At 63.8% G+C, this 26412-nt stretch carries 30 protein-coding genes; 19 read left to right on the top strand and 11 right to left on the bottom strand.

Features of this window, described 5'->3' with window-relative positions:
* Positions 1–21: 21 nt before the first annotated feature.
* The 8 genes from argS to tatC all read left to right on the top strand — a co-directional run bounded on the left by argS (position 22) and on the right by tatC (position 6465).
* Complete coding sequence (gene argS, locus AC1RRJ_RS08575) at positions 22–1749, top strand: arginine--tRNA ligase (protein ID WP_493121454.1); 1728 nt, start codon at positions 22–24, stop codon at positions 1747–1749.
* On the top strand, positions 1749–2501 hold the full coding sequence (locus tag AC1RRJ_RS08570; protein WP_493121452.1) for an SPOR domain-containing protein: 753 nt from the start codon (positions 1749–1751) through the stop codon (positions 2499–2501). The genes argS and AC1RRJ_RS08570 overlap by 1 nt, the downstream gene beginning before the upstream one ends.
* A gap of 108 nt (positions 2502–2609) precedes the next feature.
* Entirely contained in the window at positions 2610–3617 is a 1008-nt protein-coding gene (gene nagZ, locus AC1RRJ_RS08565; RefSeq protein ID WP_493121449.1) for a beta-N-acetylhexosaminidase, read from the top strand.
* Positions 3618–3634: 17 nt separating this feature from the next.
* Positions 3635–4396 carry a segregation and condensation protein A gene (locus AC1RRJ_RS08560; protein ID WP_493121447.1) on the top strand — a complete coding sequence of 254 codons (762 nt, stop codon included), beginning with the start codon at positions 3635–3637 and terminating at the stop codon, positions 4394–4396.
* Positions 4393–4992, top strand: a complete 600-nt coding sequence (scpB, locus tag AC1RRJ_RS08555) for an SMC-Scp complex subunit ScpB (protein ID WP_493121445.1) — start codon at positions 4393–4395, stop codon at positions 4990–4992. The genes AC1RRJ_RS08560 and scpB overlap by 4 nt, the downstream gene beginning before the upstream one ends.
* A 25-nt stretch (positions 4993–5017) precedes the next feature.
* Positions 5018–5248 carry a twin-arginine translocase TatA/TatE family subunit gene (locus AC1RRJ_RS08550; protein WP_088471317.1) on the top strand — a complete coding sequence of 77 codons (231 nt, stop codon included), beginning with the start codon at positions 5018–5020 and terminating at the stop codon, positions 5246–5248.
* 30 nt (positions 5249–5278) lie between these two features.
* Positions 5279–5662 carry a Sec-independent protein translocase protein TatB gene (tatB, locus tag AC1RRJ_RS08545; RefSeq protein WP_493121442.1) on the top strand — a complete coding sequence of 128 codons (384 nt, stop codon included), beginning with the start codon at positions 5279–5281 and terminating at the stop codon, positions 5660–5662.
* On the top strand, positions 5659–6465 hold the full coding sequence (gene tatC / locus AC1RRJ_RS08540) for a twin-arginine translocase subunit TatC (protein ID WP_493121439.1): 807 nt from the start codon (positions 5659–5661) through the stop codon (positions 6463–6465). Before tatB ends, tatC begins: the two co-directional genes overlap by 4 nt.
* 21 nt (positions 6466–6486) lie before the next feature.
* Here the strand turns inward: tatC and AC1RRJ_RS08535 are convergent, their stop codons facing one another.
* Both AC1RRJ_RS08535 and mgtE read right to left on the bottom strand, forming a co-directional pair.
* A complete protein-coding gene (locus AC1RRJ_RS08535) occupies positions 6487–6582 on the bottom strand; it encodes an entericidin A/B family lipoprotein (RefSeq protein ID WP_493121818.1) in 96 nt (31 codons plus the stop codon).
* A gap of 266 nt (positions 6583–6848) precedes the next feature.
* Positions 6849–8273 carry a magnesium transporter gene (gene mgtE, locus AC1RRJ_RS08530; protein WP_493121437.1) on the bottom strand — a complete coding sequence of 475 codons (1425 nt, stop codon included), beginning with the start codon at positions 8271–8273 and terminating at the stop codon, positions 6849–6851.
* A 204-nt stretch (positions 8274–8477) separates the two neighbouring features.
* Here mgtE and AC1RRJ_RS08525 point away from each other — a divergent pair, with 204 nt between their 5' ends.
* Complete coding sequence (locus tag AC1RRJ_RS08525) at positions 8478–8927, top strand: peptidylprolyl isomerase (RefSeq protein ID WP_088471313.1); 450 nt, start codon at positions 8478–8480, stop codon at positions 8925–8927.
* 40 nt (positions 8928–8967) lie between these two features.
* Here AC1RRJ_RS08525 and AC1RRJ_RS08520 read toward each other — a convergent pair whose 3' ends face one another.
* Entirely contained in the window at positions 8968–10101 is a 1134-nt protein-coding gene (locus AC1RRJ_RS08520; RefSeq protein ID WP_493121434.1) for an NAD(P)H-dependent flavin oxidoreductase, read from the bottom strand.
* Between the two features lie 95 nt (positions 10102–10196).
* Between AC1RRJ_RS08520 and nadC the strand changes: the two genes are divergently transcribed.
* The 3 genes from nadC (at position 10197) to AC1RRJ_RS08505 (ending at position 12076) form a co-directional block, all read left to right on the top strand.
* The gene (gene nadC / locus AC1RRJ_RS08515; protein WP_493121432.1) at positions 10197–11045 is read left to right on the top strand and encodes a carboxylating nicotinate-nucleotide diphosphorylase; all 849 of its coding nucleotides are present in this window, start codon (positions 10197–10199) and stop codon (positions 11043–11045) included.
* A gap of 19 nt (positions 11046–11064) precedes the next feature.
* The gene (locus AC1RRJ_RS08510; protein ID WP_493121430.1) at positions 11065–11754 is read left to right on the top strand and encodes a ribonuclease T2 family protein; all 690 of its coding nucleotides are present in this window, start codon (positions 11065–11067) and stop codon (positions 11752–11754) included.
* A 94-nt stretch (positions 11755–11848) separates the two neighbouring features.
* Positions 11849–12076: a hypothetical protein gene (locus AC1RRJ_RS08505; protein ID WP_493121428.1), complete on the top strand. Its 228-nt coding sequence runs from the start codon at positions 11849–11851 to the stop codon at positions 12074–12076.
* Here the strand turns inward: AC1RRJ_RS08505 and AC1RRJ_RS08500 are convergent.
* Positions 12073–13344, bottom strand: a complete 1272-nt coding sequence (locus tag AC1RRJ_RS08500) for an MFS transporter (RefSeq protein ID WP_493121426.1) — start codon at positions 13342–13344, stop codon at positions 12073–12075. The genes AC1RRJ_RS08505 and AC1RRJ_RS08500 overlap by 4 nt on opposite strands.
* Before the next feature lie 147 nt (positions 13345–13491).
* Between AC1RRJ_RS08500 and pgsA the strand changes: the two genes are divergently transcribed.
* The 3 genes from pgsA to AC1RRJ_RS08485 are packed head-to-tail and all read left to right on the top strand — an operon-like array spanning position 13492 to position 14766.
* Positions 13492–14064 (top strand): CDP-diacylglycerol--glycerol-3-phosphate 3-phosphatidyltransferase, encoded by a 573-nt coding sequence (gene pgsA / locus AC1RRJ_RS08495; protein WP_493121423.1) that lies wholly within the window; start codon positions 13492–13494, stop codon positions 14062–14064.
* Positions 14065–14071: 7 nt separating this feature from the next.
* Positions 14072–14329 carry a MoaD/ThiS family protein gene (locus tag AC1RRJ_RS08490; protein ID WP_493121421.1) on the top strand — a complete coding sequence of 86 codons (258 nt, stop codon included), beginning with the start codon at positions 14072–14074 and terminating at the stop codon, positions 14327–14329.
* A complete protein-coding gene (locus AC1RRJ_RS08485) occupies positions 14326–14766 on the top strand; it encodes a molybdenum cofactor biosynthesis protein MoaE (protein WP_493121419.1) in 441 nt (146 codons plus the stop codon). Before AC1RRJ_RS08490 ends, AC1RRJ_RS08485 begins: the two co-directional genes overlap by 4 nt.
* A 128-nt stretch (positions 14767–14894) precedes the next feature.
* On the opposite strand, the gene AC1RRJ_RS08480 is transcribed toward AC1RRJ_RS08485, so the two are convergent.
* Complete coding sequence (locus tag AC1RRJ_RS08480) at positions 14895–15800, bottom strand: hydrogen peroxide-inducible genes activator (RefSeq protein ID WP_493121417.1); 906 nt, start codon at positions 15798–15800, stop codon at positions 14895–14897.
* Between the two features lie 135 nt (positions 15801–15935).
* On the opposite strand from AC1RRJ_RS08480, the gene AC1RRJ_RS08475 reads away from it, so the two are divergent.
* Positions 15936–16403 carry an EF-hand domain-containing protein gene (locus AC1RRJ_RS08475; RefSeq protein WP_493121415.1) on the top strand — a complete coding sequence of 156 codons (468 nt, stop codon included), beginning with the start codon at positions 15936–15938 and terminating at the stop codon, positions 16401–16403.
* A 138-nt stretch (positions 16404–16541) separates the two neighbouring features.
* On the opposite strand, the gene trmFO is transcribed toward AC1RRJ_RS08475, so the two are convergent.
* A complete protein-coding gene (gene trmFO, locus AC1RRJ_RS08470; RefSeq protein WP_493121413.1) occupies positions 16542–17882 on the bottom strand; it encodes a methylenetetrahydrofolate--tRNA-(uracil(54)-C(5))-methyltransferase (FADH(2)-oxidizing) TrmFO in 1341 nt (446 codons plus the stop codon).
* Positions 17883–17995: 113 nt separating this feature from the next.
* Here trmFO and AC1RRJ_RS08465 point away from each other — a divergent pair, with 113 nt between their 5' ends.
* Both AC1RRJ_RS08465 and AC1RRJ_RS08460 read left to right on the top strand, forming a co-directional pair.
* Positions 17996–18688: a lysoplasmalogenase gene (locus AC1RRJ_RS08465; protein WP_493121411.1), complete on the top strand. Its 693-nt coding sequence runs from the start codon at positions 17996–17998 to the stop codon at positions 18686–18688.
* Between the two features lie 55 nt (positions 18689–18743).
* On the top strand, positions 18744–19457 hold the full coding sequence (locus tag AC1RRJ_RS08460) for an SDR family oxidoreductase (protein ID WP_493121409.1): 714 nt from the start codon (positions 18744–18746) through the stop codon (positions 19455–19457).
* 3 nt (positions 19458–19460) lie between these two features.
* Here AC1RRJ_RS08460 and AC1RRJ_RS08455 read toward each other — a convergent pair whose 3' ends face one another.
* The 5 genes from AC1RRJ_RS08455 to gyrA all read right to left on the bottom strand — a co-directional run bounded on the left by AC1RRJ_RS08455 (position 19461) and on the right by gyrA (position 24832).
* Positions 19461–20357: a TauD/TfdA dioxygenase family protein gene (locus AC1RRJ_RS08455; protein ID WP_493121407.1), complete on the bottom strand. Its 897-nt coding sequence runs from the start codon at positions 20355–20357 to the stop codon at positions 19461–19463.
* On the bottom strand, positions 20358–20996 hold the full coding sequence (locus AC1RRJ_RS08450) for a GNAT family N-acetyltransferase (RefSeq protein WP_493121404.1): 639 nt from the start codon (positions 20994–20996) through the stop codon (positions 20358–20360).
* A 76-nt stretch (positions 20997–21072) separates the two neighbouring features.
* Positions 21073–21750, bottom strand: a complete 678-nt coding sequence (locus AC1RRJ_RS08445) for a hypothetical protein (RefSeq protein WP_493121401.1) — start codon at positions 21748–21750, stop codon at positions 21073–21075.
* A gap of 119 nt (positions 21751–21869) precedes the next feature.
* Positions 21870–22178 (bottom strand): DUF952 domain-containing protein, encoded by a 309-nt coding sequence (locus AC1RRJ_RS08440; protein WP_493121399.1) that lies wholly within the window; start codon positions 22176–22178, stop codon positions 21870–21872.
* Positions 22175–24832 (bottom strand): DNA gyrase subunit A, encoded by a 2658-nt coding sequence (gene gyrA / locus AC1RRJ_RS08435; RefSeq protein ID WP_493121815.1) that lies wholly within the window; start codon positions 24830–24832, stop codon positions 22175–22177. The genes AC1RRJ_RS08440 and gyrA overlap by 4 nt, the downstream gene beginning before the upstream one ends.
* A 315-nt stretch (positions 24833–25147) precedes the next feature.
* Between gyrA and AC1RRJ_RS08430 the strand changes: the two genes are divergently transcribed.
* A complete protein-coding gene (locus AC1RRJ_RS08430; RefSeq protein ID WP_493121397.1) occupies positions 25148–26362 on the top strand; it encodes a hypothetical protein in 1215 nt (404 codons plus the stop codon).
* The last annotated feature ends 50 nt before the right edge of the window (positions 26363–26412 follow it).

Raw genomic sequence — 26412 nt, 5'->3', positions numbered from 1 at the left:
GATCCCAGATAGGCTTTGTCCGTGACCCTGTTCAGCCGTTTTTCCGACCATATTGGCGCCGCACTCGATGTGCTCGCCGCAAAAAATGCTCTGCCTGCCGGGCTCGATCGCGGTGCGATCAGCGTCGAGCCGCCGCGCGATCCCGCGCATGGCGATGTTGCGACCAACGCGGCGATGGTGCTGGCCAAGCCCGCCGGGATGAACCCGCGTGCGCTCGCCGATCTGCTCGTTGCCGAACTGGGCGCGCTGGACGAAGTGACCGAGGCGAGCGTCGCCGGGCCGGGCTTTATCAATCTGCGCCTCGTCGATGAGAGCTGGCGCGACGAACTGGCGCTGATCCATGCAGAAGCCCTGGAATATGGCCGTTCGACGATGGGGCAGGGGCGGCGCGTCAATGTCGAATATGTCTCCGCGAACCCGACGGGTCCGATGCACGTCGGACATTGCCGCGGCGCTGTGGTTGGCGACGCGCTGGCGACGCTACTCGAATATGCCGGGCACGATGTTGTCCGCGAATATTATGTCAACGACGCGGGCGCGCAGGTCGATGTCCTCGCACGGTCGGTGCACATGCGCTATCGCGAGGCGCTGGGTGAGGATATCGGCGTGATCCCCGAGGGCCTCTATCCGGGCGATTATTTGAAGCCCGTCGCGGCGAAGCTGGCGGCCGAATATGGCGACCGTTTCGTTGGCGCGCCCGACAGTGCGTGGCTCGTCCTGTTCAGGGCCGAAGCGATCAGCGCGATGATGGACATGATCCGTGCCGATCTCGCCAAGCTGGGCATTCATCACAATCTCTTCTCGTCGGAAGCCGAATTGCAGGCCGCGGGCAAGCCCGATGAGGCCGAGAAATGGCTGCGCGAACAGGGACTCGTCTATGACGGTGTGCTCGAAGCACCGAAGGGCGAGACGCCCGAGGATTGGGAACCCGTCGAGCTGCCGTTGTTCCGCTCGACGCAATTTGGCGATGATCAGGACCGGCCGATCAAAAAGTCGGACGGTAGCTGGACTTATTTCGGCGCCGACCTCGCCTATCATTACCAAAAGGCGCAGGACGCCGACGAGCTGATCGACATTTGGGGCGCCGACCATGCCGGCACGGTGAAGCGGATCAAGGCCGCGGTTGCCGCGATGACCGGCGGGACGAAGAAGTTTGACGTCAAGCTGGTGCAGATGGTGCGCCTGCTCAAAAACGGCGAGCCGTTCAAGATGTCGAAGCGCGCGGGCAATTTCGTGACGCTCGCCGATGTCGTCGATGAGGTCGGCAAAGATGCGGTGCGCTTCACCATGCTGACCCGCAAAGCCGACGCGCAGATGGATTTCGACTTTGCCAAGGTGGTCGAGGCGTCGCGCGACAATCCCGTTTTCTATGTTCAATATGCCCATGCGCGGATCGCGTCGCTGAAGCGCAAGCTGGTCGATGCGGGCATCGCGCCCGCCGCGCCGGCGCCCGCGCGGCTCGACCAGCACGAACTGGCGATCGTGAAGCTGCTCGCGCAATTCCCGCGGATCGTCGAATCGGCGGCCTCTGCGCGCGAGCCGCACCGCATCGCTTTCTATCTGGCCGAGGTCGCCGCCGGCTTCCACGCGTGGTGGAATATGGGCAATGATCGCCCTGAGGCGCGCGTCATCCTCGCCGATGATCCCGAGTTGACCGCGACGCGCCTTTATCTGGCCGATGGAATCGGGCAGGTTATCCGCAACGGGCTGTACCTGATGGGGGTAGAGGCGCTCGAGGAGATGGTCTGATGGCCGACGACAGGGGGGACGCGGGGCTGGCACTGGAAGGCGAAGATCGCCTGCCCTGGCTGGAAGCTGCCGATGCTTATGAAAATGATGGCGAGGTTTCGCCCGTCCGCCTGCTTGTGATGGTGCTGGGCGGATTGCTGTTGATCGGCACGGTGCTGGGTGGCCTGTGGTGGATGCAGAATGGTGGCGCCCGCGGGGCAGGCGAGCTGATCGCCGCGCAGCCCGGTGACTATAAATTCGCACCGAAAAACGATGCGTCCAAGACCTTCGAGGGCGAAGGCGATTCGAGCTTTGCCGCGAGTGAGGGCGCCGAGCCGGCGGGCAAGGTCGATCCGACCCGGATGCCCGAAGAGCCCGCAGTTACCCCGCAGGAACGCGAAGATGCGGCGAAGGCTGCGAAGAAAGCCGCGGCGGACAAGGCTGCAGCCGCCAAGAGCAAGGACAAGCCCGCCGTGGCGCCGGTCAAGGCCGCCGAGGTGGCGCCCAAGGTCGTGCCGACCGTTCCGGCGGCATCGGGATCGGCGATGATCCAGCTCGGGGCGTTCAGCAGCGAAGGCGCCGCGACCAAGGCGTGGACCAATTTGTCGAAGCGCTTTGCCTATCTGGCGGACCTCAACAAATCGGTTTCGCCGGCGAAGGTGGAAGGCGGGACGGTGTATCGTCTACGTGTTTCTACCGGGACGGCTGCCAATGCGGCGAATTTGTGCGGGAAATTGCGTGTGGCGGGCGAAAATTGCGTCGTCGTTCGCTGAATCGGCCCGCTTGGCCGCAGAATCCGTTGGTGCGGCCCTGCCGCTGTGCCATGTTGCCAATTCAGGTTGCCGCATGAGGGGGTGCCAACCGATGGAGGTTGACGCACGATGATACCCGCCATTTTCGGCCTGTCGGGCCTGACCATGACCGATGACGAGCGCGCTTTCTTTCGCGACAGCGATCCGGCTGGCTACATCATCTTTGGTCGCAACATCGAGAATCGCGAGCAATTGCGGCGGTTAACCGACGATCTGCGCAGCCTCGACGGGCGGGACAATCTGCCGATCCTGATCGACCAGGAGGGTGGACGCGTCGCGCGGATGAAGTCGCCCGAATGGCCGCTGTTTCCCAGCGGATCGACTTTCGACGCGCTGTATGAGCGTGCGCCGGCCAGCGCGATCGAGGCAGCGCGACTCAACGCGATGGCGCTTGCGGCGATGCTGGCAGAGGTTGGCATCACCGTTGATTGCCTGCCGCTGCTCGACGTGCGCCAGCCCGGTGCGAGCGACGTGATCGGCGACCGTGCACTGGGCAGCGAACCGATGCGCGTCGCGGCGCTCGGCCGCGCGATTCTTGGTGGATTGCAGGCGGGCGGAGTGATCGGCATCGTCAAGCATATCCCCGGCCACGGTCGCGCTTTGCTCGATTCGCACAAGGAACTGCCGCGCGTTGCGGCGTCTGACCATGATCTGCAGACCGACCTCGCGCCCTTCGCCGCGCTGCGTGACGCGGCGATGGCGATGACGTGCCATGTCGTCTTCGATGTATGGGATCCCGATCGTCCGGCGACACTGTCGCCGATTATCATCGACAGCGTGATCCGCCAGCGCATCGGCTTTCACGGCCTGTTGATGACCGACGACCTTGATATGAACGCGCTGTCGGGCGATGTTCCCTCGCGCGCAGCCGACGCGATTGCCGCGGGGTGCGACATTGCACTCAATTGCTGGGGCAAGATGGACGACATGATCGGCATCGCCAATGCGCTCGATCCGATCCGCACCATATCGCTGGCGCGGCTCGAGGGAGCGATGGATCGGATTGCCGGGGCGCCCGATCCGCGCGAGTTTGCGGTGCTGGTTGATCAGCGCGACGCGCTGCTGGCTGCGGCCTAAGCGGGCCGGGGGGCGCGGTGGAGCTCGATTTCGGACCGACTCCGACGGCAGAGCGCGAGGATGCGCTGCAGCTCAACTTCGAAAGCTGGGAGGGGCCGCTCGACCTGCTGCTGACGCTGGCGCGCGGGCAAAAAGTCGACCTCCGGCAGATTTCGATCCTCGCGCTGGTCGAGCAATATCTGCACTTCATCAACGAGGCGCGCGCGCTGAAGCTGGAGGTCGCCGCCGATTATCTGGTGATGGCGGCGTGGCTCGCTTATCTCAAATCGGCGCTGCTTTTGCCCAAGGATCCGCTGGAAGAGCCGTCGCCCGACGAGCTGGCGCTGCGCCTGCAATTGCGGCTGCAACGGCTGGCGGCGATGCGCGAGGCCGCAGCGCGGCTGCTCGCGCGCGATTGCGTCGGCCGCGATGTGTTTCTGCGATCGAAGCCCGAGGGGCTGCGCGACGTGAAGGTCCGGCGCTGGGACGCCAGCCTTTATGATCTGCTGTCAGCCTATGGGCAGGTCAAGCTGCGCACCGAACCCGTCGTCCATATGGTTTCGCGGCGACCGGTTGTGACGCTCGATGCCGCGCTGCAGCATTTGCGGCGGCTGATCGGGGTGAAGCTGGACTGGGCCGAATTGTCCGAATTCCTGCCCGCCGATTATGATGGGCCTTTGCGCCGTTCGGCGATCGCGTCGAGCTTTGTAGCGGCGCTGGAACTGGCGCGGCAGGGGCGCATCGCGCTGCGACAGGAAGGCGCGTTCGAGCCCCTTTATTTGAAGGCAGCGGAAGCATGAACCCGATCGACGACCGCGAACGCGCAATAGAAGCGATGCTCTTTGCCAGCGACGAGCCGCTCGACGCGCGGCAGGTCGCTGGACGGCTGGGCGACGAGATGACGCCGGGTGAAGTGCGCGCGGTTATTCAGAGGATCGCGGCGCGCCATGCGGGAAGCGGCATCGAACTGGTCGAGCGCGGTGGGCATTGGCATTTCCAGACCCCGGCCGACCTTGCCCATCTGTTGCGCCGCGAACGCGACGACCCGCGCAAATTGTCGCGCGCCGCGTCTGAAGTGCTGGCGATCGTTGCCTATCACGAGCCTGTCAGTCGCGCGGAGATCGAAGCGATCCGCGGGGTCCAGACATCCAAGGGGACGCTGGATGTGCTGATGGAGGCCGAATGGATTGCCCCCGCCGGGCGCCGCGAGGTTCCGGGGCGACCGCTGATTTACAAGACCACTGACGCGTTCCTGCAACATTTCGGCCTCACCAGCCGCAAGGATTTGCCGGGAATCGAGGATCTGCGCGCGGCGGGATTGCTCGATCCCGTCGATCTGGCATTTGAAGAAGCTATCGGCGAGCTGGACCTAGTAAAAGACGGCGAAGAGGCTTAGATGAAAAGCTCAAGGAGATTATAAGATGGGTAGCTTCAGCATTTGGCATTGGCTGGTTGTCGGCATCCTCGTCTTGCTGTTGTTCGGCAAGGGGCGCTTTTCCGACATGATGGGCGATGTCGCCAAGGGTATCAAAAGCTTCAAGAAAGGCATGTCGGAGGATGACGCTCCGGTGCCGCCCAAGCATATCGAGGGCCAGCGCGCACCCGATACGACCCCGATGTCGACGCCGACGGCCGAGCACGACAAGCTCTGATCTCGTCCGCCTGCGGGGATATTTTAAGCGATGTTCGATGTTGCGCCCACCGAGTTGATGCTCGTCGTGGTGGTGGCCTTGGTTGTCATTGGACCCAAGGACCTGCCCAAGGCGATGCGCTTTGTCGGCAAATGGATGGGCAAGGCGCGCGGAATGGCGCGACATTTCCGTTCGGGACTCGACACGATGATGCGCGAAGCCGAGCTGGAAGAGCTGGAAAAGCAGTGGCGAGAGCAGAATGATGCGATCATGCGCGAATTTCCGCGCGTCGATGACATCAACGCGCCGGTGAAGCCCGCAACCACCGACACGCCCGAGCCCGGCGAGCAGTCGGTCGAAGATGTCGATCAGGCGGCCGCCGCGACCAAGCCCGAAACGCATGCCGTTCCGCCCAAGGACGGGCCGCTGCCATGACCGCCGAAGCTCCTGTTACGGCGGAGGAAGAAGGCGCTGGCGGCAAAATGCCGCTGCTCGACCATCTGATCGAACTGCGATCGCGGCTGCTCAAGTCGCTGATCGCCATCGGTTTGGCGTTCGGCGTCTGCCTATATTACGCGAAACCGATTTTCAGCGTTCTCGTCCAGCCGCTCGTGCGCGCGGGGCAGGGCAAGCTGATCTATACCCAGTTGTTCGAGGCGTTTTTCGTCGAGATCAAAGTGGCGATGTTTGCGGCAATGATGATCGCCTTTCCGGTGATCGCCAACCAGCTTTGGAAATTCGTCGCGCCGGGTTTGTACCGCAAGGAAAAGCGGGCATTGTTGCCCTTCATCCTCGCGACGCCGGTGCTGTTCACGACCGGCGCGAGCTTCGCCTATTTTATCACCATCCCGATCGCGCTGAAATTTCTGCTCGGCTATCAGGGCGATATGGGCGGCATCCAGCAGGAAGCACTGCCATCGGTCGGCAATTATCTGAGCTTCATCATGCAGTTCATCATGGCGTTCGGTATCGCCTTTCTGCTGCCGATCCTGTTGATGCTGCTTGAGCGTTCGGGGCTGGTCACGCGCGAACAGCTGGTGTCGGCACGGCGCTATATGATCGTCGCCGCTTTTGCGATCGCGGCGGTGTTCACGCCGCCGGATATCCTGAGCCAGCTTCTGCTCGCGATACCGCTCGTATTTCTGTACGAAATGTCGCTCTTCGCGATCTGGTTTACCCAGCGCCGACGCAAAACAGGCGCCGAAGAGGCGCCTGTCGAGCCTCTCGAAGAGGCTTAGGGTAAGCGGGTCAGAACCCGGTCAATGGATGGCATCGCTGCCAGCCTGACCGACTGACTCGATGTCGCGGCCTGCTCCCTTAACGGTATTGCAGCCAGCGACCAGAACGCTTGCCATCAATGCCAGGATGATTGCGCGAAAACTCGTCATCATTCTTCACCTTGTTGTAGACCAGTGGGCAAAATGGCCCGGCACGCTTTCGAGGGGGGGGAGGGAATGCGGGCCGGGCCAATGTTGCTGAGCAGCGCTGCGGGGGGGCGATGATCGCTGCTCAAATGGGAAACGACCCAAGCGGCGGATAAGTTCCCAAAAAAAATCACAGCATCGATTTTTTTTTCAGCGATCCGGAAATGCCGGAATCGCGGCCGGATTCCAGCGACTTGTCAGCTCATCGTGGTGATGCCGCTTGCGACAGCAAGCCCCAGAAATGCCAGAAAGCCCATGGAATCGGTTGTCATGGTGACGAAAATCGAACTCGCGACTGCCGGGTCCTGATCGAGCCGGTCGAGCAGCAAGGGGATTGCGACCCCGGCAACCCCGGCGACGAAGATGTTCACGACCATCGCCGCCGCGATCACGGCACCGAGCTGGGGATTGGTGAACCAGAGCGCGGTGGCGGTTCCGGCAATCAGTGCGATTGTCGCGCCGTTGAGCAGCGCAATCTTCATTTCGCGCCAGATCGCACGCCAGCTGTTTGAATCGGTGAGCTGGTTCATCGCGAGGGCGCGGACTGTGACCGCGAGCGTCTGGGTTCCGGCATTGCCGCCGACCCCGGCGACGATCGGCATCAAGGCCGCGAGCGCGACCATCTGTTCGATCGCGCCGCCGAAGAAGCCGACAATCGACGAAGCGACGAGCGCGGTGCCGAGGTTGGCGATCAGCCAGCGCACGCGCGCGCTATAGGTTTCGCGGATCGGTTCATTGATGTCGCCGTCGCCGGCGCCGGACAGGCGCAAGATATCCTCGCCGGCCTCTTCCTGAATGATGTGGACGACATCATCGACCGTGATCATGCCGACAAGGCGTCCGGCGCGGTCGATGACGGCGGCCGAAATCAGCGCATATTTCTGAAAGCGCAGCGCGACCTCTTCCTGGTCCATATCGACCGGGATCAAAGTCTGTTCGCGCTTCATCACGTCGCTGATCGCGATGTCGCGCGGGGTGCGAAGGATCCAGCTGAGCTGACAGGTGCCGACCGGGCGGTGCATCGGATCGACGACGTAAATTTCCCAGAAATCGCTGGTCAACTCGGTGTCTTCGCGCAGCCGGTCGATGACGTCGCCGACGGTGACATGTTCGGGCACCGCGACGAGATCGCGCTGCATCAGACGGCCGGCGGATTCCTCGGGGAAGGAGAGAGCGTCCTCGATCGCGGCGCGATCTTCGGGCTCCATCGCGTCGAGCACCGCTTGCTGCTCGTCGGCCTCCATGTCCTCGATGATCGCAACGGCATCATCGGTATCGAGTTCGGCGGCCAGTTCTGCCACTTGCTCGGGAGCGAGAAGATCGATGAGCTCTTCGCGCACATAATCGTTCATTTCCGCGAGCACGTCGGCGGAAAGCATGTCGCCGAGCACCGCGGCGAGCATCGGACGCTCGTCAGTGCGCGCGAGTTCGAACAGATCGGCAATGTCGGCGGGGTGGAGGCGGCCGATGCGCTCGCGCGCGGCTTCGCCTTTTCCGGCCTCGGCGAGTTCGAGGACATCGCGGACGAATTCGGGCTTTAGCCGGTCATCCTCGTCGAGCTCATTTTCGGCCTCGCGCGCCGCCGCATCGCGGATGCTTTCGCGATCTTCGGTGAGGGGCATATCGTCGGGGGGAAGGGAATCGTCGCGTTTGTCCATCGCGTTATCCTCCCTGTTGATATGGCGCGGGTTGCCGGTGGGTCGAGCCTTCCCCTAGTGCCGCAGCCGCCCGATGGCAACGCCGCGCGGGCGGGCGGGGCAATTTATGCGTGGCTTTGCCGCCATCGCCCGCTATGGCACCGCCAAACTTTTCCACAGGAGCCCTTCATGACCGACCAGACCCTCACCCTTTCGCTGTCGACCGGCGATGTCGTCATCCGCCTGCGCCCCGATCTGGCGCCGAAGCATGTCGAGCGCATCACGCAGCTCGCCGCCGACGGCTTTTACGACGATGTCGTGTTCCACCGCGTGATCCCCGGCTTCATGGCGCAGGGCGGCGATCCGACCGGCACCGGCATGGGTGGCAGCCCGCTTCCCGATCTGCCCGCCGAATTCAGCAAGGAACCGCATGTCCGCGGCGTTTGCTCGATGGCGCGTGCGCAGAACCCGAACAGCGCGAACAGCCAGTTCTTCATCTGCTTCGACGATGCGCGCTTCCTCGACAACCAGTACACCGTCTGGGGCGAAGTGATTGAAGGCATGGACGCCATCGACGCGCTGCCGAAGGGCGAGCCGCCGCGCGAACCCGGCAAGATCGTCAAAGCGACGGTTGCCTGATTTGGATCGTCGCCCCCGCGCAGGCGGGGGCGACGATCTCTTATTCCCCGATAAACCCGTTCAGTCGCTCGCAGGCGGCGATCCAGTCTTCCTTGAACTCCTGAACGACCTGACCGGCGCCCATCGCCTCGTTCATAAGGCCGACGCCTTGCCCGACCCAATAGGTCGCGAGCGCCTTGGCGCCTTCATGGCCACCTTCCGACAATTTATCGATCTTGCGCAGCGCGGGTTCGCTGACCAGCGACTGGAGCGGCATCGGCAGCGGCTTGGGCGCGCCTTCGGCCTCCCACGCATCGGTCCATGGCGAACGCAGCTGGCGTGACGGCTTGCCGGTGCGGCTCTTCGACCGCACCGTGTCGCGCGACGAGGCCGCGAGCATTTTTTCCTTCACGATCGGGTTGGTTTCAGCCTCGGCGGTGGTCAGCCACACCGATCCGGTCCACGCGCCATGCGCGCCCATCGCCATCGCCGCCGCCATCTGACGCCCGGTGACGATGCCGCCCGCGGCGAGGATCGCGGTGTTGGCGCCGACCGCTTCGACGGCGGCGGCGACTTCGGGAACCAGCACCATCGTCGCGACTTCGCCGCAATGGCCGCCGGCTTCGCCGCCCGCGACGACGAGGATGTCGACCCCGGCGCGGACCTGCGTCAGCGCATGATCGCGGGTGCCGACGAGCGCCGCGACCGGAACCCCGTGGCGTTTGCCGAGGTCGAGCATCAGTTGCGGCGGGACGCCGAGTGCGTTGGCGATCAGGCCGATCGGGTGGCGAAAGGCGACCTCGAGGAGCTTCGCCGCGCCATCCGCGTGCATATTGTCGCCGAAGCTCTGCCGACCGGACATGGCCTCGGCGAGGCCCGCGGCGTCGACGCCATGCTGTTCGAGCAGGCCGGCGGCGAAGCTCAGGTGGGTTTCGGGAACCTGCGCCGGTCCAGCCGGGGCGTCACCCTTGCCGGCGAAGCTGTTGGGGACGATCAGGTCGACGCCATAGGGGCGCCCGCCGATATGTTCATCGATCCACGCGAGCTCTTCCTCCAGCCGCTCGGCGGGCAGGGAGGCGGCGCCGAATACGCCCATGCCGCCGGCCTTTGAGACCGCGACGACGACGTCGCGGCAGTGCGAGAAAGCAAGAAGCGGGAATTCGATGCCGAGCATCGCGCAGATCGGGGATTGCATGGGAACCTCTCCAGTTTGTTATTTGCCCCCATGTCAGCGCCAGTTGACGTAAACGTCAAGTTGATTTGCGCCCGCCAGTCTTTATCGCGAAGGTCATGACAAACTTCACGCTCCCCGATTTCGACCTCGATGCCTTCGTTCGTGCGACTTTCGCCGAGGATTTGGGGGCGGGAGGCGACGTTACGTCGATGGCGGTCATTCCCGCCGACGCACGATTCGACGGCGTGATGGACAGTCGCGATGCGATCACCGTCGCAGGCCTCCCGATCGCTGAACATTTCTTTCGCGCGCTCGCGCCCGACATGGATATCGAAATCCTGGTCGAAGAGGGCGCGCAGGTCACCTCCGGCACCGACCTTGTTCGTCTGTCGGGCAATGCGCGCGCGATGCTGACCGCCGAGCGGTCGGCTCTGAACACGGTGCAGCATCTGTCGGGTATCGCGACGATGACGCGCCAATATGTCGATGCGATCGCCGGGACAGGCGCGGTGTTGCTCGACACGCGCAAAACGATTCCGGGGCTTCGCGTCCTCGAAAAATATGCAACGCGCATGGGCGGCGCGACCAATCACCGCATGGGTCTGTGGGACGCGGCGATGATCAAGGATAATCATGTCGCGGTCGCCGGATCGGTCGAGGAAGCGGTGCGCCGTGCGGTCGATGCCGGGATCGCGAACATCATCGTCGAGGTCGACCGCGTCGATCAGGTCACGGGGGCGCTGGGCGCGGGGGCGACGCATTTGTTGCTCGACAATATGGACCTTGCTGCCTTGCGCGAATCGGTCGCGATCGTCGGTGGCCGGGTGCCGGTCGAGGCGTCGGGCGGGGTGCGCCTCGACACGATCCGCGCGATTGCGGAGACTGGCGTCACTTATGTTTCGGTCGGCCGCCTCACCCAGTCGGCGCCCGCCGCCGACATCGGGCTCGATTTTGCGCTGGCCTAGCTTTGCGACTCTCGGCCTGTTGCTCGCGCCGACAGCGGCCGGAGCGCAGGCGCTGGCGTGCCAGATCCCTGACCGCATCCCGGTCCCGCGCGTCGAACAGCCACGGCGCGGCGAACCGGTGCGCAAGCCTGAGACCGCGGGCTATCTGCTGAGCATGAGCTGGTCGCCGCAGCATTGCGCCGGTGTGCGCAACCCGAAGGACGCGCGCGACCGCTTCCAATGTTCGGGCGAGAATGGCCGCTTTGGCTGGGTGCTCCACGGCCTGTGGCCCGAAGCGGCGACGCCGGGCTATCCGCAATGGTGCCGACCCGCGAAAATCGTGCCGCAGCCGGTGCTGCGCAAGCATATGTGCATGACCCCGTCGGCGCAGCTTCTCCAGCATGAATGGGCCAAGCATGGCACATGCATGAGTCCGAACCCCGCCGCCTATTTCCGCTCGGCCGAGATATTGTTCCGGGCGGTACGCTTCCCCGACATGACGGTGCTCGCCGCCAAGCCGCAGACGGCGGGGAGCATTCGCCGTGCCTTTGCCCGGGTCAATCCGGGGGTGTCTGAACCGATGATTGCGGTGGCGATCGACAAACAGGGGTGGCTGAACGAGGTACGGCTGTGCCTTGGGCCGCGGATGCGGCCGCAGCGGTGCAAGCCGTTCCAGACCGGTGCGCGTGATAACCGGCCGGCGCGCGTCCGACCGATTCCGGGGCGTTAGGAAGCTTGGCGCGACGCGTCCCGCGACGAGACAGCCGCGCATTAACGCTCTTTTAACCTTACCGGGGGGTTAAGATGCTCTTAGCCTGCGGGCCATGGACTCGGACGATCATATCGACATTCGCGGCCGTATTCGGGCGCATGGCTCTCGCCAACTGACGATTGCGCGGCTCAGCGCACCGGCGGATTGGGAAGGCGAATTGCGCCGGGCGCTGGCGGCGCATCGTGACGAGCGCGGCTTCTGGTCGCAGGGCGGCGACGCGCGCCTTTTCCTGCAGAGCTTCGCGATCTTCTTCACCGCGGCGATGATGTTCCTGATTTAGTCGCAGGCCTTGTGAAGCCGCCATGCAAGGAAGGCGGACACAAGGCACATCACTGCGACCATCAGCAGCGTGTCGTCGATCGTCAGCCCCAGGCCGATCAGCACGCTGAGCAGCAGCGTTGCAGCGACCATGAAACCCGAATTGACGATATTGTTCGCCGCGATCGTGCGCGCGGTCTGCGATTTGGCGACGGTGGTGGTGAGGAAGGCATAGAGCGGCACGACGAACATGCCCCCGGCGATCGCAATGCCGAGCAGGGCGACAATGATGCGATCGCCTGCGGTCAGCGACAGAAATTCAAGCCAGTTCATCAGGCTGCCGTCGGCGTGGACCCAGCCCTTCACCGACCACCAGAGGTCGAGAACGAACAGGCCCATGACGATCACCGATCCCGGCGAATAGCGCGCCGAAACCTTGCCCTTCAGCATGCGGTTGACGATGATCGAGCCGATTGCGACCCCGACCGAGAAAATCGCGGTGAACAAGGTCGCAACGGTGTTGTCGGCGCCGAGCGCATTTTTGACGAGCGGCGGGAACTGCGCCGCGAGAATTGCGCCGATCGCCCAGAAAAAGCTGATCGAGACGATGGCGAGGAACAGCCGCGGGATGTGCATCGTCGAATTGACGAGCCGCCATGACGAGCGAAAGACATTATGGTCGATGACTAGCCCTTCGGCCTCTTTCTCGGGCGGCGCCGAGGGCACGAAATTGGCGGTCAGTCGGCCGATGACGGCTACGATGATGATACCGGGGATCGCGATATGCGGCGGGGTCAGTCCCCCGACGATCGTGCCGCCGAGGATCGCGATATAGGTTCCTGCCTCGACCCAACCGGTGCCGGCGAGAACTTCATCTTCCTGCAAATGCTGGGGCAGGATCGCATATTTGATCGGACCGAAGAAGGTCGAGTGCGTGCCCATAGCGAACAATGCGAGCAGCATCAGCGGCACATTGTGCAGCCAGATGCCAATCGCGCCGACGACCATGATGCCGATTTCCGCCGTTTTGATGATGCGGATCATCCTGGTTTTGTCGGTGCTGTCGGCGAGTTGCCCGGCGAGAGCGGAAAAGAGGAAGAAGGGAAGGATGAAGAGTCCGCCCGCCAGCGCGTTGAACCAGGCTTCGGTTTCGGGGTCCTTGTAGATGGTGAAGGTGACGAGGATCACCATCGCCATCTTGTAGAAATTGTCGTTGAAGGCGTTGAGAAATTGGGTCGCGAACAGGGGCAGGAACCGGCGTTGCTTCATCAGCGCAAAGGAACCGGTCATGCAAAGCCCATTCTGATCGTCCAACATATGCGCAACCCATGCCCGGCCGGGCAATTTGGTTGTCGCGCGGGGGGCTTATCGGTTAGGGGATGCAGGGTCAAAGCCCATTTTGAAACAGCGGCGCCGTGTCGGCGGGGAACAGGGGTCATGCTCAGCTTACCGAACATCTTGACGCTGTCGCGCATATTGGCGGTGCCCATCTTGCTCTTCCTGCTGTGGCCGGGGGTGGTCGAGGGATCGCATCAGCCCAAGCCGATCGACTATGCGCTCGCTTTCGGCCTGTACTGCCTGATGGGCATTACCGATTATTTTGACGGCTATGTTGCACGCTCGCGCGGTATCGTGTCGCGGCTGGGCGCCTTCCTCGATCCAATCGCCGACAAAATCATGATTGCGGCGGTGATTTTGCTGCTCGTCTTCACCCGTGACATCACCGGATATCATGTCGTTGCGGCACTGATGATCCTGTTGCGCGAGATTATCGTGTCGGGGCTTCGCGAATTTTTGGCGACTTTGCAGGTGTCGATGCCGGTCACCCAACTCGCCAAATGGAAGACGACCTTTCAGCTCGTTGCGTTCGGCGCGCTGATTCTGGCGGGCGCGCTGCCTGATATGGAGTGGATCAAGGTCGTCGGGCTTGCCTCTTTGTGGGGCGCCGCGGCGCTGACGCTGGTCACCGGATGGGACTATTTGCGCGTCGGCCTGAAGCATATGGACTGAGCGGCCGATGACGCTGCGTCTTGCCTATTTCGCCTGGATCCGGGAATTGATGGGCGTTGCTGGCGAGGGGGTCGCATTGCCCGCCGAAGTCGCGACGATCGCCGATCTGATCCGCTGGCTTGCCGCGCGCGATGCACGCGGTGCCGGCGCCTTTGCCGAGCCCGACCGTATTCGCGCGGCGATTGATGGCATGATGGCGGTGCCCGGAACAAAGATAGCCGGCGCAGGCGAGGTTGCATTGTTCCCGCCGGTCACCGGCGGATGATCCGCGTTGCGGTCCAGAGCGGGGCGATCGACGTACCCGCCGAAATCGACCTTCATGATGCAGGTGGTCATGGCGCGACCGCGAGTTTCATCGGCCGGGTGCGCGGCGACGATGGCCTGATCGAGCTGTTCCTCGAGCATCATCCGGCAATGACTGAAGCGGGTCTGGCCGAACTCGCGCATGTCGCGGCCGATCGCTGGCAGTTGGCGGCGCTGACGCTGATACACCGCGTCGATGCGATCGCGTCGGGTGAGACGATCGTCCTCATCCTGGCGAGCAGTCGCCACCGCGCGGAGGCGCTGGCGGCGTGCGAATTTCTGATCGACCGGCTGAAGACCGACGTGATGCTATGGAAGCGCGAGACGTTTGCCGATGGCCGGGTGCAGTGGGTCGAGCCGCGCGAGGGTGATCATGCGCGTGCGGGGCGCTGGGACTGACCAGACCCGTCAGGTCGGGGCCCCTCGACTGCCTTGCAGGCGCTCAGGAGAGGCTTGACCCTGCACCCGCCTTTTTCTTCAGAACGAGCAGGCCCCGGATCAAGTCCGGGTTGACGAAGGGGGATCGGTCAACTCGCCTGATGCTTGCGGAAAATATCGGCGAGCATCTGAAACTCCTCGGAACGTGGGCTGCCTTTGCGCCACACCAACGCGATCGTCCGCCAGTCATGGTCCGAATCGAGCGGGCGCGTATCGATGTCGGTATGGTCGAGGATCCCGGCATCGATCGCCATTTGCGGCAGCATGGTGATGCCAAGGCCGTTGTCGACCATCTGCACCAGCGTGTGCAGTGAGGTTCCCATCATCCGCGCGCCCGCGCGGAGTTCAGGGCGGTTACATGCCGCGAGCACATGGTCCTTCAGGCAATGGCCATCCTCGAGCATCAACATTTGCGAAGGATCGAGCTGATCGGCGCTGACCATCGCGGGCAGATTTTCGGATTGCTCTCCGGGGAAGGCGACGAACAGCGCGTCGTCGAACAGGTTTTCGCTCTCCACGTCGCCGCAGGCATAGGGGAGAGCGAGCAGCACGCAATCGACGGTGCCGTGATGCAGCGACTCGCACGCCTGCGCGCTCGGTTCTTCGCGCAGGAACAGCTTGAGCGCCGGGCGTTCCTTGCGCAGCCGAGGGAGCAGGCTGGGGAGCAGGAAGGGGGCGATGGTCGGGATGACGCTCATCCGGAGTTCGCCGACCAGCGGCGCCGCAGCTGCAGCAGCCATTTCGGCCAGTTCCTCGGCCTCGCGCAACACGCGGTGGGCTTTCGCGACGATGGCATTGCCAAGCGCGGTGAAGCGCACGACGCGGCGCGTCCGTTCGACCAATGTCTGGCCGAGGAGGGTTTCAAGCTCGCGAATCCCTGCCGACAGCGTCGATTGGGTGACGTTGCATGCGTCGGCAGCACGCCCGAAATGGCCATGTTCGTGCAGCGCGACCAGATATTGCATCTGTTTGAGCGAAGGCAGATAGTTTTGCATTGATCGAATATAGCAATGACGGCGGCAATTTTGAATGTTCTTGTCGATTATAATTTGAGACCGAAATGGTGAGGCTTCTTGTTGGCGTCCGCAATGGCATGATAGTCATGCGAAGAGTGGGGCGAGGGGGATGTTATGGCGGTTTCCCGTTTTCTGATCGGCGGCATAGCGAGCGCGTTGCTGCTCACCGGCGGGCTTTTTCTGTGGAAGGGGCATAGCCAGATCGCCGAGGAAGAGGTGCTGCCCGATCCGCCGCCCGCGATGGCCGCAATTCCGGTTGCCGGAGCTGGCGCGCCGAGGCGCGGACCGGCGCCGCCTGCGCTGCCCGCCGCGAAAGAGGCGTCGCGCGAGGAGCGCCGGTTCAACCGTTTCGACCGCGACCGCAATGACCGGATCAGCCGCGTCGAGTTGATGTCGTCGCGCACCGCGGCCTTCCGCAAGCTCGACACTGACGGCAATAATTTGCTGACCTTCGAGGAATGGGCGGCAGCGACCGGGCAGCGTTTTGCCGGGGCTGACGGCGACAAATCGGGCGATCTGACGCGTACGGAATTTGCGACGACTGCGCCGAAACCGGCGGCGAAGCCCAAGTGTAATTGCTGATGAATCCTCCCTGTCGCGAAGCGATGGGGAGGTGGCAGCACGAAGTGCTGACGGAGGGGTTGGTCCTATCACCCCTCCACCACCGCCTGCGGCGGCGGCCCCCCTCCCCATCGCTTCGCGACAGGGAGGATCATGCTGTTACGCGGTGGTGGTCTTCATCCACTCCGCCAGCGAGGCACCCGCGCGTGCTGTATACCCCAGTTTGCGATCCTTCTTGCGGACATCCTCGGCCAGCGGCGGGAAGAGGCCGAAATTGACGTTCATCGGCTGGTAGCTCGCTGCGTCTGCGCCGCCGGTGATATGGCCAAGCAGTGCGCCCAGCGCAGTTTCGGGCGGCGGTGGCGGCAGGTTGCGTCCGCCAAGTTCGGCGGCGGCAAAGCGCGCGGCGATCAGGCCGATGGCGGCGCTTTCGACATAGCCCTCGCAGCCGGTGATCTGCCCGGCGAAGCGGATGTGCGGCGCCGATTTGAGGCGGAGCTGCGCGTCGAGCAATTCAGGCGAGCGGATGAAGCTGTTGCGGTGGAGGCCGCCGAGCCGCGCGAATTCGGCCTTTTCGAGACCCGGGATGGTACGGAACAGTTCGACCTGCGCGGCATGCTTCAGCTTGGTTTGGAAACCGACCATGTTCCACAGCGTGCCGAGCGCATTATCCTGTCGCAGCTGGACGACCGCATAGGGCCAGCGCCCGGTGCGCGGATTGTCGAGGCCGACGCCCTTCATCGGGCCGAAGCGTAGCGTTTCGGGACCGCGTTCGGCCATGACCTCGATCGGCATGCAGCCTTCGAAATAGGGGGTGTTCGTCTCCCATTCCTTGAATTCGGTCTTCTCGCCGTCGACCAGTCCCTGAACGAAGGCGTGATATTGATCCTTGTCCATCGGGCAGTTGATATAATCCTTGCCGTCACCGATCGGGCCGACCTTGTCCCAGCGGCTGGCCATCCACGCAATGTCCATGTCGACGCTGTCGCGATAGACGATGGGGGCGATGGCGTCGAAGAAAGCGAGCGCGTCCTTACCGGTCGCGGCGCCGATGCTCGACGCAAGGCCTGCGGCGGTGAGCGGGCCGGTGGCAACGACCGTCAGCCCGTCGGTGGGCAGTATGTCGATGCGCTCGCGGACGATGCTGATGTTGGGGTGTTCCGAAAGCGCGCGCGTGACGCCGCCCGAGAAGAGGTCGCGGTCGACCGCGAGCGCCGATCCGGCGGGCACCTTGTGGACATCGGCCTCGCGCATGATGATCGAGCCGAGCGACCGCATCTCGCGGTGGAGCAGGCCGACCGCGTTGCTGTCGCCGTCGTCGCTGCGAAAACTGTTCGAACACACCATTTCGGCGAGCGTGTCGCCCTGATGCGCCGGGGTCATATCGCCGCCGCCGCGCATTTCGGACAGGCGGACGCGGTAGCCCGCCTCGGCAAGCTGCCATGCCGCTTCCGATCCGGCGAGGCCGCCGCCGATGATATGCACTTGATAGTCGGTCATTTGTCGTTTCCGTTGACATACGCGCGATCCGCGACGAGCAAAGGCTTGGGCTCGCGGAGCACAGGGGATGGCAGCCTCTGGCATGTCGCGCGGGATAAGCAAAGGGGTGGCTGATGAACGGTGGGCTGAATTGGGATCGCGCGCGCTGGCTGTGGTTCGCGGCATTGATCGGCGGGATCAGCTATTTCTTCGCGGTGCGGCAAGGCTGGGATGGACCGGCGATCCACCTTTGGAAGGCGACGGGCGTCGGCTTGCTCGCGGTATGGGCGGCGGCGAATGCGCGCGGTGCCGGCGGCCGGTTGATCGCCTTGGTGATGGCGTTCGGTGCGCTCGGCGACTGGGCGCTCGACGCGATCGGGATGATCGAAGGCGCGGCGGCTTTTGCGATGGGGCATTTGATCGCGATCTTCCTGTACTGGCGTAACCGTCGGCCGCGTTTGTCGGTGTCACAGAAAATGCTCGCCGTGGCGGTCGTACCGCTGGCGCTGGTCATCGTCTGGGGGATGGCGCGCGGCGCGGAGCCGTCGCTGGTGAGCGCGGCGATCAGCTATACCGCCATCGTTGCGGCAATGGCGGCGGCGGCGTGGACCAGCCGCTTTCCGCGCTATCGCACCGGTATTGGCGCGATGCTGTTCCTTGCCAGCGATCTGTTCATTTTCGCGGGCGAGGGCGGGGCCTTGTCGAAGGACATCACGCGCTGGCTGGTCTGGCCGCTCTATTTCGGCGGGCAGGCGCTGATCGCATGGGGTGTGGTTGGTACGCTATCGCGCGAGGCGGAGGGCGGGACGACCCTGCTCCGCCGATGACAGGATAAGCATAGCATGCTAATCATTATGGCAGAGGCTTGCAGGGCAGTCTGTCATGATGAATTTTCCGGGTTTCGAAGGGCTTGTGGGCAAGCGGATATTGGTCGTCGGCGGAAGCTCGGGGATCGGCCTCGCGGTGGCGCAGAGCGCCGCCCGTCATGGCGCGCTGATGACGCTTGCTGGACGGGATGCCGACAAAGCGGTTGCGGCGGCCGCCTCGTGCGGGGCAAGCGCGACCGGAGTGGCGTTCGAGATGACCGATGAGAGTGCGGTTTCTGCTTTTTTTGCAGGCGCCGAACCTTTCGATCACGTCGTCGTCACTGCGGCCCAGCTTCGATCGGGAAAGGTGCGGGATCTGCCTGTCGAGACGGCGCGCGCGACCTTTGATTCCAAATTCTGGGGTTCGTATCTGATCGCCCGCTATGCGCGCATCGCGGACGATGGTTCGATCGTTCTGACATCGGGTGCGGCGGCGCGGCGTCCGCGCGCGGGCCGAGGCCCCGTCGTTGCGGCGAGTGCTGCGGTGGAAGCGTTGACCAAGGTTCTCGCGGCCGAATTCGCCCCGACCCGCGTCAATTGCGTGGCGCCGGGGCTGGTCGATACGCCGATGCTGCGTGCCGCGCGCGATCCAGCGAGCCCGCTGCCACCGCAACCCGTCGCGCGGGTTGCAGACCCCATGGAAATTGCGATTCAGATATTGGCGTGCCTGGTGAACCCCTTCATGACCGGGACGGTGGTCGATATCGACGGCGGCCTGTCGCTGACCTGAAGTTCAGCCGTCCCACGCGGCGATCGTCGTGCGGTGGAGCAGGCGATCGTGGCCGTCATAGCCGCCGGTCGCGCGGTGGAGGACCGAGCGATTGTCCCACATGATGAGCATATTTGGCTCCCATACGTGGCTGTAGCGAAATTTCTCGCGCCCCTGCCATTGGATCAGCTCATAGAGCAAAGGCCGCGCTTCTTCGTCGGCCATGCCCTCGATGCCGATGATATAGCCGGCGCAACCGAACAGCCCTTCGCGCCCGGTTTCGGGGTGCTTGCGGATGAAGGGGTGGGTTTGCGTGGCCATCGCGGTTTCGCCCGATTTAATGTCCATGCTGCGGTCTTTGTCGTTCGCGCCATACATGCCCGTTGGCGCATAGCCGCCGCGCGCGCTGTGGATCGCGTTTCGGCCCTCGATTTTCTCGCGCAATTCGGGCGGCATGGCATCGAGCGCGGCGTGCTGGTTCGCAAAATCGGTGTTGCCGCCGACGGGTGGGATGGTGATGCCGAACAGGCAGGTGCCGGCGGGTGGGCGTGCCTGAAAACTCCAGTCGCTGTGCCAGTTTTCGGCGAACAGCGGCGATGTCTCGTCGGCGCGGCGTTTCACTGCAATCACATGGCTTCGTCCCGCGATCGGCGCGATGAACGGATCGTCGCCGAAGCCGCCGAAATAGCCGGTGAAGCGTTCGAGATCGTCGTCGCTCATCGCCTGATCGGGAAAGGCGAGGACATGATGGTCGAGCCAGGCGGCGCGGATCGCGGCGACAGTGGCGGGATCGAGCGGCTGGGTCAGGTCGACGCCGGTCACGCGCGCGCCGCACGCCTGACCGCTGGGGGTGATGTGGATCGTCATGGCGCGATGCTGCGCGGTTTGGACGGCGAGGTCAACCAGCCGCAAGCGGAGCATTCAGCCGGGTATGAATGCCGTCGAGAATAGCGAAATAATGCTCCACCCCATCGTCGCGTAAAGGCCCCGGCCCTCCTCGGTCGCGACGAGAAGTTCGGGGGCGTTCTGCGATCGGCGGTGCGCTTTTAGCGTGTTCATGATGACGTTCCCCAACCCTTTCCGCTGATGTTCGGGTGCGGTCACGATCCGGTCGTAAATGAAGACGTCCATCGCTTCGGTGGCATATCCGCTGGCAGCGAGGCCTCCGTCGGGCGCGATGATGCGGGCTATCGTCGTCAATCCGTCGCGATCGCATTGCAGCGCATAGCCTTCGGGGAGCGGCCTTGCTGCCACCGGGCCGGCGGTCGCCGTCATAAAATAGCTTTGGGGTTCGAGATGCCAGGTCGCTGGTAGTGCGGCCTTCAAGGCGGCAGCCGTCCCGCATAATTTGATGAAATGCCGTGGCAGCACCACCTTGCGCCCGATTTCATCCAACCCGGCGCAGCGCCGGGAAAAGACCCAGCGACATGTCTCGTTGGGCAAATCGGTGTCCACCCTGAAGCCGCCGCGGTCGGCGACGGGCAAGGGGAGGCCGCGGCCAATGGACCGTGCGGAAAGCCAGCCGGAAATCAGGGCGGGGTCGGCTGGCGCGTCAGACATTCTGCCTCAATAGCAAAGCCGTCCCGCCGATTCATCAGAATGTTTTAACCGCTTGCCTCGCGTTGCCGGACGCAGCTTATCCGGGCGGCAGCAAGGCTTTGGGCGGACCCGCTTCAGGCAGCGCCATCGGCGGCGTGTCGACCAGAGGTTCGGGGAGGGGGGTACGCTCGGGAAGCGGTTCGGGCATCGGCATTTTTGGTGGCCCCAGTTTGGGGCCGTCTTTCGTTCCCGGTCGCTTTTGTGCGGTGATGAACGCCGTACAGTCCCTAAGCGCCCGGGTGGCCCCGTGATTGCCGGTGAGCGCTATGGCGTAAACTTGCTTGCCCTTGACCGTCGCGGTCAGGGTGACGCTGTCGGGCAGCGCCGCGAGCAAGTCGACGACGGTCGGGAGATTTCCCGAATCGACAACGAGCGAGCCGCCAAGATCGGTCGCGAAACCCGTGACCGCGAAGCGCGCCGCGTCCGCGATGAGTTCGGCCGGGAATTCGCCTTGCTTGTCGCCTTTGGGCAATGTGTAGCGGGTCTCATCAGTCAGGTGAATGATGCTGCCCGAAGCGGGCTCGCCGGGGCGGTAATAATAGGGGCCCATAAAGCCCAGCACTGTATCGCCATTGAGGCTGAAATCGGCATGGCAGCGCTCATCGCCCTTGTCGGTGATGGCCCAGCCGTCGGCTTCATATGTCGGGAAATGGGCATAGCCCTCGGCAGCCAGCGGTGCCGCAGGGCCTGCAAACAGGAGGAGGGGGGGGGCCACGCACAAGGCTCTCATATCATTTTCCTCTTTCCGCGTTGTGGTGACTGCTTTCGTCGTTTGGACCCCGGATCAAGTCCGGGGTGACGAAAATAGAAGCGGCAGGCCCTCCGCCTCGGCCGTCAATCGCGCTTCTGCAACCCGATCACCGCGTGGATTGGCAGTTCGGCGTAGAGGTGCGGGAAGAGGGCTCCGCCGCGCGCCTCTTCCCAGCGGATCGCGTCGCCGAGGAGGATCAGATCCACCTCGGCGATCATCAGGCCGGTCTGGCCCGCAAAATGCTTGGCCAGCGTCGCGTCGAGCTGTTCACCGGTCGACAGGTGGATATAACCATCGGTGATATCCACCGGCGCCCCGCGAAAGACGCGCTCGCGCTCGAAATCGGCCCATTGCTGGGCGGTCAGCACCTTATAGGCCGTCGAGGCGGTCATTCGGCGGTTCCGTCCGTTGCGGTTTCAGTGTCCGCAACTTCTGTTTCGACGGTTTCCGCCTCTTCCTCATCGCTTTCCTCGATCAGCGCGGCCGACACGACATGTTCGTCCTTGGAGACGTCGAACAGGCGCACGCCCGCCGAGCCGCGACCGATGACGCGCATCGAATCGAGCCCCATGCGGATCAGTTTCGCCTGATCGGTCACCAGCATCAGTTGATGCGTCTTGGTGGCGGGGAAGCTCGCCACAACCGGCCCGTTGCGGCCGATATTGTCGATATTGGTGATCCCCTGGCCACCGCGACCGGTGCGGCGATATTCATAGGCCGACGATAGCTTGCCATAGCCGTTGGAACAGATGGTCAGGATGAACTGCTCGCGCGCGGCGAGTTCGGCCATGCGTTCGCCATCGAGCGTCGGCTCATTCTCATTATCCTTCCACGGTGCGGCGCGCAGATAGGCTTCGCGCTCGTCGCCGGTTGTGCCGACGCGGTGGAGGATCGACAGCGAGATCACCTCGTCGCCATCGCTCAGCCGCATGCCGCGCACGCCGGTCGAATTGCGGCTCTGGAATTCGCGGACATCGTCGCCGGCGAAGCGGATTGCCTTGCCCTGACGCGTCGCGAGCAGCACATCGTCGCTTTCGTCGAGCAAGGCGACGCCGATCAGCCGATCATCCTCATCCTCGCCCTCGAACTTCATGGCGATCTTGCCGTTCGTCGGGACGTTGGTGAACGAATCCATGCTGTTACGACGCACATTGCCCTTGGCGGTGGCGAACATGACGTGGAGCTTGCCCCATTCGGCCTCATCCTCGGGCAGGGGAAGGACGGTCGAGATCGTCTCATCCTTGCCGAGCGGCAGCAGGTTGACCATCGGGCGTCCGCGCGTCGCGGGGCCGCCCTCGGGCAGGCGCCATACCTTCATCCGATAGACTTTGCCGAGGGTCGAGAAGAAGAGCACCGGGGTGTGCGTCGACGTGACGAACAATTCGGTGACGACATCCTCGTCCTTCGTCGCCATGCCGGCGCGGCCTTTGCCGCCGCGACGCTGGGCGCGGAAAGTGTCGAGCGGGGTGCGCTTGATATAGCCGTCGAGGGTGACGGTGACGACCATCTCCTCGCGCTCGATCAGATCCTCGTCGTCGATGCCGTCGGCGGCGGGAGCGAGGAGAGTACGGCGCGGCGTGGCGAATTCGTCGCGCACCGCGATCAGCTCTTCGCGCATCACGGCGACCAGCTTGTTGCGGTCGGCGAGGATGCTCAACAGCTCCTCAATTTCGTCCGCCAGCTCTTTGAGTTCTTTGCCAATATCGTCACGGCCCAAGGCGGTGAGACGATGCAGGCGCAGATCGAGGATCGCCTTCACCTGCGCTTCGGACAGGCGATAGGTGGCGCTGTCCTCCATCTCGCCCTCGATCGCTTCGACGAGGCGGATATAGGGGGCGATGTCGCCGACCGGCCATTCGCGGGTGAGCAGTGCGTCACGCGCCGCCGCCGGGCTCGACGAGCCACGGATGATGCGGACGACTTCGTCGAGGTTCGACACCGCGACGACGAGGCCGAGCAAGATGTGCGCCCGGTCGCGCGCCTTGGCGAGTTCGAACTTGCAGCGGCGGGTAATCACTTCCTCGCGGAAGGTGATGAACGCCTCGAGGATCGTCTTCAGCCCCATCATTTCGGGGCGTCCGCCGCGGATCGCCAGCATATTGGCGGGGAAGGACGACTGCGCCGGGGTGTGACGCCACAATTGGTTGAGCACGACCTCCGCGGTCGCGTCGCGCTTCAGTTCGACGACGACGCGGACACCCTCGCGGTTGCTTTCGTCGCGGATGTCCGCGACGCCTTCGATCCGCTTGTCGCGCGCGGCTTCGGCGATCTTCTCGACCAGACCCGACTTGCCGACCTGAAAGGGAATCGACGTCAGCACGATCGACTGACGGTCGTTGCGCCCTTCTTCGATGACATGCGTCGCGCGCACCATCACCGAACCGCGCCCGGTGGCATAGGCGTTGCGGGCGCCGCCCTGACCCAGCATCATTGCGCCGGTCGGGAAATCGGGGCCAGGGACGATCGCCATCAGCTCGTCGAGGGTGATTTCGGGATTGTCGATCGTCGCGAGCGTCGCGTTGATCACTTCGCCCAGATTGTGCGGTGGAATATTGGTCGCCATGCCGACCGCGATGCCGCCGGCGCCGTTGACGAGCAGGTTCGGGTAACGCGCCGGCAAAACCTGCGGCTCCTGGCGGCTGGCGTCATAGTTGGGCTGGAAGTCGACGGTGTCCTTGTCGAGATCGCCGAGCAGGGTCATCGCAACCTTGGCGAGGCGCGCTTCCGTGTAACGCATCGAGGCCGGCGGATCGGGATCCATCGAACCGAAATTGCCCTGGCCGTCGATCAACGGCGCGCGCATCGACCAGTCTTGCGTCATGCGCGCGAGCGCGTCGTAAATCGAGCTGTCGCCGTGCGGGTGATAGTTACCCATGACGTCACCGACGATCTTCGCCGATTTCTTGTACGGCCGACCGGGAACGAAGCCGCCTTCCTGCGCCGAATAGAGGATGCGGCGGTGGACGGGCTTCAAGCCGTCGCGCACGTCGGGCAGCGCACGGCTGACGATCACGCTCATTGCGTAATCGAGGTAAGATGTCTTCATTTCGTCGACGATGTTGATCGACGAAATGCCGTCTTCCGACGGCGGCAAATTCACATTTTCTTCGGTCAAGACCCGGCCTTTTTTTCTTCTTTCGGGAGATGTTTTTTTCCTAGCCGATGGGGGCAGCGAAGGCCAGCGATTCGCGCGATTTTCTGCCAGATTTTTCCTGTCCGAAACGTGCTGGAAACCGGGCGCTTCGGGGCCCGCAAATCGTGGCGCTTTTGGGCCGCCCTGTCGCAATTTCGCGGCTTGCCAATCGCCTCTTCGCCCCTAAAGGTCGGCGGTGATGACCGTTTTTTCGTCCGGCGCCCGTCGATGGCCCTGATCGCGCTGATCGGCGCCAGCGAAACGCTGCCCGATGGCAGCTTGCGCGCGCTCGTCACCGTGGCAGGGGAGACGCTGATCGAGCGTCAGGCGGCGCGATTGGCGGACGTTGGCGTGACCCATATTGCGGTCGCTGTCGGTGCGGTTCCGGCCGAGCTGCTGGCGACGTGCGACCGTATCCGTCGGCGCGGCATGCGGGTGACGTCGGTTCGGGCCGCGGCTGACCTTATGAACATGGTCGAAAACGACGACCGGATCATTCTGGTCGCCGACGGGCTGCGCGCCAGCGGTACGCATTATGCGGCAATCGCACGGCCCGGGTCACCCGCGATCCTCGTCACTGGCGACACGATGCTGACGCAGGGGTTCGAGCGGATCGATGCGACGCGGCGCTGGGGCGGGCTCGCCTGCATTTCGGACAAGATGGTCGCCGACCTCGCCGCGATGCCGGGCGAATGGGACATGATGTTGACGCTGCTGCGCCTCGCGGTGCAGGCGGGCGCGCGGCGGCTATATTGCGAGCCGGCCTTGTTCGAACAGGGCGAGATTGCGATCGTCACCGACCGCCCGACTGCGGCGTTGATCGAGCAATCGAGCCTGCAGCAGGTCGAATATGGCGGGATGGGGCTTGGTCGCTCGGCGATCATGATGCCGTTGATCCGGCTGGCCGGGCCGCTGCTCGTAAAGTCGCCGAACACCGCACGCTATCTACCTTATATTACGGCGCTCTTGTGGATCATCGTCGCGCTGCTCGCGGCGAGCGGGCTTGCCGCTGCCGGGGCACTGGTCGCGATCTTCGGCGGTCTCTGTCTTACCGCGATGCGTTTCCTCTCTGCATTTCGTGCCGAAAGTGCAGCGCAGGACCGTGCACGCGAGGTGATCCGCACCTTTGCCTGGGTGCTGCTTGCTATTTTCCCCTGGCTGTTGTCGCTCGCTGGGCCTGCGCACAAGATGCCGCCCTTTTCCGAGGCCGCGCTCGCGCCCTGTCTGGCCGCGGCGATCCTGCTCGCGCGCTGGCTTTATGAGGATTCGGGAGAGAAGAGGCGCTTCCACTGGCTGCTTCCCGACGCCGATCAGGCATGGATATTGCTCGCGCCCGCGCTGTTGTTCGGCTTTGCGCCTTTGATGTTTGCGATCCTGCCATTGCTCGCGCTGTTGCAAATCCTGCTGTGGCTGCGCCTCGCGCGGCGGCCGGAACCACGGTAAAACAAAGCACTTCAAGGTTTAGCGCCTATTAACGTCATGCTGTTATTGGC

Source organism: Sphingopyxis sp. GW821-FHT12C06 (assembly GCF_058807415.1).
This window is presented reverse-complemented; position numbering and strand designations above follow the sequence as displayed.